This window comes from Microcoleus sp. D3_18_C4 (assembly GCF_036702355.1).
Taxonomy (GTDB): Bacteria; Cyanobacteriota; Cyanobacteriia; order Cyanobacteriales; family Microcoleaceae; genus Microcoleus.
Genome location: NZ_JAUBTF010000142.1, coordinates 1 through 4,252, shown reverse-complemented (window position 1 = coordinate 4,252; position 4,252 = coordinate 1). Strand labels below are relative to the sequence as shown.

Genomic DNA, 4,252 nt, shown 5'->3' with positions numbered 1-4,252 from the left:
GACTACTTTTTCTTTGAAGCATCTTCTCAAATCCCCTTGACAACTGCCATCCAAGCTTAACTTGTTACGAATGATGTGCGATCGAATCACTTTACCAGATCGCACTTCCATTCCCGGCCCGAATATCCCTGAAAATACCCTCAACGGTACTGACGGTAAAGATACTCTAACCGGCAGCGATATTAATGACATAATCAACGGTTTCAACGGCAGCGACTGGCTAAATGGCTTATTCGGCAACGACAATATTTACGGTGGCCTTGCTAGCCCAGTTACTGTTGGCGCGGATGCAGACAGCGACACTATATTTGGCAACGAAAATAACGACTATCTTGTCGGCCACGCTGGGAATGACATTATTTATGCGGGTAAAGATCATGATGTGGCGATCGCAGGCAAAGATAATGACGTAGTTTGGGGCGACAAAGGCAACGATACCCTACTTGGCGATGAAGGTAATGACAGTTTATTTGGTGGCACTTCTGATGCGTCTGACGGTGACTTGACAGGAAAAGATTTGCTTTTTGGCAATAACGGCAACGACGTTTTATACGGACAAGAAAGCGAAGATACTCTTGCTGGGGGCGAAGACAATGATACCTTACACGGCGGCAAAGATAACGATATAATTTGCGGCGATTCTGGCAATGATTTGCTGTTTGGGGATTTGGGAAATGACAGCATCTGCGGTGGCGATGGCGAGGATACAATTTTCGGAGATATTGACAATATCGCGACGGATGCTAGCAATCAAAAAGATTATTTGTGCGGTGGTAGCGGCAATGATTTAATTTTTGGTAATCAAGATGCCGATCAATTGTGCGGCGGTGACGGTAGCGATACTCTGTACGGGGGTAAGGGTGATGATACTTTGATTGGGGGAATTGGCGACGACTGGTTGATGGGAGACTTCGGAAACGATACGCTGCAAGGGGGAAGCGGGCGGGATTACTTTTTCTTGGCTGCGGGAAAAGGCCGCGATGTAGTCGCTGATTTTAGGCAAGGTGAAGATTTATTAATTTTAACGGGAGGGTTAACGGTCGATCGACTCAGCATAGTTGAAGAAAACACCACAACTTTTATCAAAATTGCCAACACAGATCAAATCTTAGCTAGCCTCAACGGCGTATCAGCTAATCTCATCACTCAACAGGATTTTACAGTAATTGGGCTACCTGGTTTGTAGATAATATCTAATCCGGTTGTATCAGAATGATGGCTAATATCATGTAGGATCGATTAACCATAATATCCCGGTCGGGGCGGTTTTTTGAGATTGTCAATTATTTGCAGGTATTGTTGGTGAAGCCGCCCCTACAAAAATCGCGATCGCTCGACCGGACATGATATGAGACACTACTTAAATCTTTCGTATAGCGTCAGCAAATAGTCATATCGCATTGATTTATCCTCTCTAAAATTAATCCACCCTGCCTTCTGAAGGCAGGCTAGGGCGATCGCGAGGAGTATGGAGTCAAACACAATATTGGTACTAGACTTAGGGTTAAGTTGAAACTGTAGGGTGCGTACTTCGCACCCTACAGTCTCTCGTTTCCAGGCTCGGCTTTGTATTTAAACCGGAACCAGATTCGGTTCCAAAGTTGCCACTAATTTGAGATTGTACTCATATTCAAAACACGGCTTTTTATAATCCAAACTCCACATTTCTAGAGCGCAATTGTCTTCGCGATTGAGCGGTTGTAGGCGCAAGTGAAACTCTCTCACTTCTGGGCGATATTCGCATTTAAAATCATAAATTGCGCCAATCTGCCGCCTGTCTAAAGCCACAGCTAACCGCAGAAAAGGATGCAATTTACTGACGAGTTCCCGGTATTTTTTCGGAAGCATAATAAAATTTTCGTGCTTCTTTTTAGGAGGATTTTTCCGATGATAGCGAGCTAAATTGGCAATGACTTCAATCTCTGTTTCAGTGTAGCCCAATAACTCACCATTGCGAATTAAATAGTAAGAATGCTTGTGGTGCGCTGAATGGCTGACGTATAAACCGCAGTTGTGTAGAATTGCCGCCGCCCACAGCAGCTCGCGTTCTTCGCTTCCCCAGTTGTGTAGAATTCCTTGAGTTTGGTCGAAGAAATTGAGAGTAAATGCTGCAGTTCTTTCGCTTTGTTCTAAATTGACTTGATATTTGTTAGCCATGTGGAGAATGCTACGCTGGCGGATTGAACCTTGATAGCGTAAGCGGTTTTCAATTAAACCGTGCGCCAGCATCCAGTCAACAATTACGCCTTCTCTCAGAGACCGATCGCAAACAGTGAGCGATTCAATTCCTAATAGTATCATAGCTTCCTGCAAAATCAAAGCGCCTGCCAGAATAATTTCGGCCCGCTTGTCCGACATTCCCGGAATTGCCAACCTTTCGGCATAAGAAAGTTTGCGAAAGCGATTGACTAAATCGCGCAAATCTTTTAAACTTAACTGATATCCGGCTAGGGGACTCGGCACTGTTCCCAACTTTTCGCGAGCGTTAATTGTGGCCAGAGTTTCGATGGTTCCAGCAGTGCCAATCAAGCGCAAAGGTTCGCCAGCATGGAATTGGGAGCGCAATTCGTCGATCGGTCTTTCCAGCGAAATCCGAATATAAGCTTGCAAATAAGCAAACTCCTCCTTGCTAATCGGGTCAGTTTTGACAAATTGTCCTGTTAGGCGAACAGCACCAATTTTTGTACTGGTGAGACAGCGAGGTTCTGAACTATCTCCTAAAATCAACTCAGTAGAACCGCCTCCAATATCAATAATCACCTGGGACTGATTGTTAAACTCCATTCCCGAAAGTACGCCGAGATAAATTCTCCGCGCTTCTTCCTGACCGGAAATTAAACTCACATTCAGGTCTAATTCTTCAGCAACTTGTTGGAGAAAATCCCGCCCGTTAGGGGCTTCCCGAACCGCACTCGTAGCTACAGCAATAATTTGTTCGACATTGAAAGTTTTAGCAATATCTTGAAAACGGCGCAGAGTGGCAAGAGCCCTTTCCATAACCTCGGACTTCAAGCGCCCTGTCTTAACCTCACAATCGCCCAACCGAACCGTATCTTTTTCTCTAGCAATAATCGTAAACGCGGGAAATTTCGGATCGATCCGCGCCACCACCATGTGAAACGAGTTAGTACCCATATCAATAGCAGCAATAATGCGATTTGACTCCGCAGAAGCAAGTGAATTAACCATTGGAGTGTATCGGGGTTGACAGATATTTTTAATTATTCCATGAATTTACTGAGTCATCGGCTTAAAATATTAAAAATCTCCAATCTAAAATTAAAATGCTTACAGAGCCCGATCGCCAACCCGAATCCACATTGCTAACCGTCGTAAGGCTTTTGAGATGGGACAAACCAGCAGGAAGGCTCATTTTAATGATTCCAGCCCTCTGGGCCGTCTTTTTAGCAGCAGACGGGAGGCCGCCCGCAGCATTGGTGGGTGTGATTGTGTTGGGTACCTTAGCCACGAGTGCGGCTGGATGCGTCATCAACGACTTGTGGGATCGCGATATCGATCCCGAAGTAGAAAGAACGCGATCGCGCCCCCTAGCATCCCGCGCCCTCACCGTGCAAACTGGAATAGGAGTTGCTTTAATTTCCTTTGCTTGTGCGGCAATTCTCGCTTTTTATCTCAATCCTTTAAGCTTCTGGCTATGCGTCGCCGCCGTACCAGTAATTATCTGCTATCCGCTGGCCAAAAGATTCTTTCCAGTGCCGCAATTAGTGCTATCAATTGCCTGGGGTTTTGCAGTTTTAATTAGTTGGACTGCGGCGGTTGACGAATTAGAATTAGCGACTTGGCTGCTGTGGGGTGCAGTCGTTTTTTGGACGATGGGATTTGATACAGTTTATGCGATGAGTGATCGGGAAGACGATTTGCGTTTGGGGGTGAATTCCAGCGCGATATTTTTCGGGGATAATGCCGCTAATGCTGTGGGTTTTTTCTTTGTTGGCACTGTCGGTTTGTTAGCAGCAATGGGAATTAATCTGCATTTGCATATTGGTTTTTGGATGGCAATTTGTGCGGCGGCGATTTTGTGGCTTTTGCAATATACTCAACTCCGAAAAGCGGATATACCTAAGCCAATTTATGGTCAAATCTTTCGCCAAAATGTTTGGGTGGGGTTTGTCATATTGGCGGGGATGATTGTTGGGGAGATTTTTTAGACTCCGCCTAGGGCGTCGGTTCAGTATCAGGAGTTGACAAAACAAACTGGAAATGATAGGTGAATTGAGAAGCCTGTTAAATT

3 protein-coding genes are annotated in these 4,252 nt (G+C 45.3%); 2 read left to right on the top strand and 1 reads right to left on the bottom strand.

What is annotated here, in order from left to right; all coding sequences use genetic code 11:
• Positions 1 to 70: 70 nt before the first annotated feature.
• A complete protein-coding gene (locus QUA90_RS30110) occupies positions 71 to 1,186 on the top strand; it encodes a calcium-binding protein (RefSeq protein ID WP_333448760.1) in 1,116 nt (371 codons plus the stop codon).
• Between the two features lie 386 nt (positions 1,187 to 1,572).
• Here QUA90_RS30110 and QUA90_RS30105 read toward each other — a convergent pair whose 3' ends face one another.
• Entirely contained in the window at positions 1,573 to 3,189 is a 1,617-nt protein-coding gene (locus QUA90_RS30105) for a Ppx/GppA phosphatase family protein (protein WP_333322679.1), read from the bottom strand.
• A 95-nt stretch (positions 3,190 to 3,284) separates the two neighbouring features.
• Here QUA90_RS30105 and QUA90_RS30100 point away from each other — a divergent pair, with 95 nt between their 5' ends.
• Positions 3,285 to 4,169, top strand: coding sequence for a 4-hydroxybenzoate solanesyltransferase (locus QUA90_RS30100; protein WP_333322677.1), 885 nt, complete (start codon positions 3,285 to 3,287; stop codon positions 4,167 to 4,169).
• Positions 4,170 to 4,252 lie beyond the last annotated feature (83 nt).

Bases quoted from the DNA above. Each gene is read 5' to 3' on its own strand.
- QUA90_RS30100 (WP_333322677.1), top strand. From the start codon at position 3,285: ATGCTTACAGAGCCCGATCGCCAACCCGAATCCACATTGCTAACCGTC.
- QUA90_RS30105 (WP_333322679.1), bottom strand. From the start codon at position 3,189: ATGGTTAATTCACTTGCTTCTGCGGAGTCAAATCGCATTATTGCTGCT.
- QUA90_RS30110 (WP_333448760.1), top strand. From the start codon at position 71: ATGATGTGCGATCGAATCACTTTACCAGATCGCACTTCCATTCCCGGC.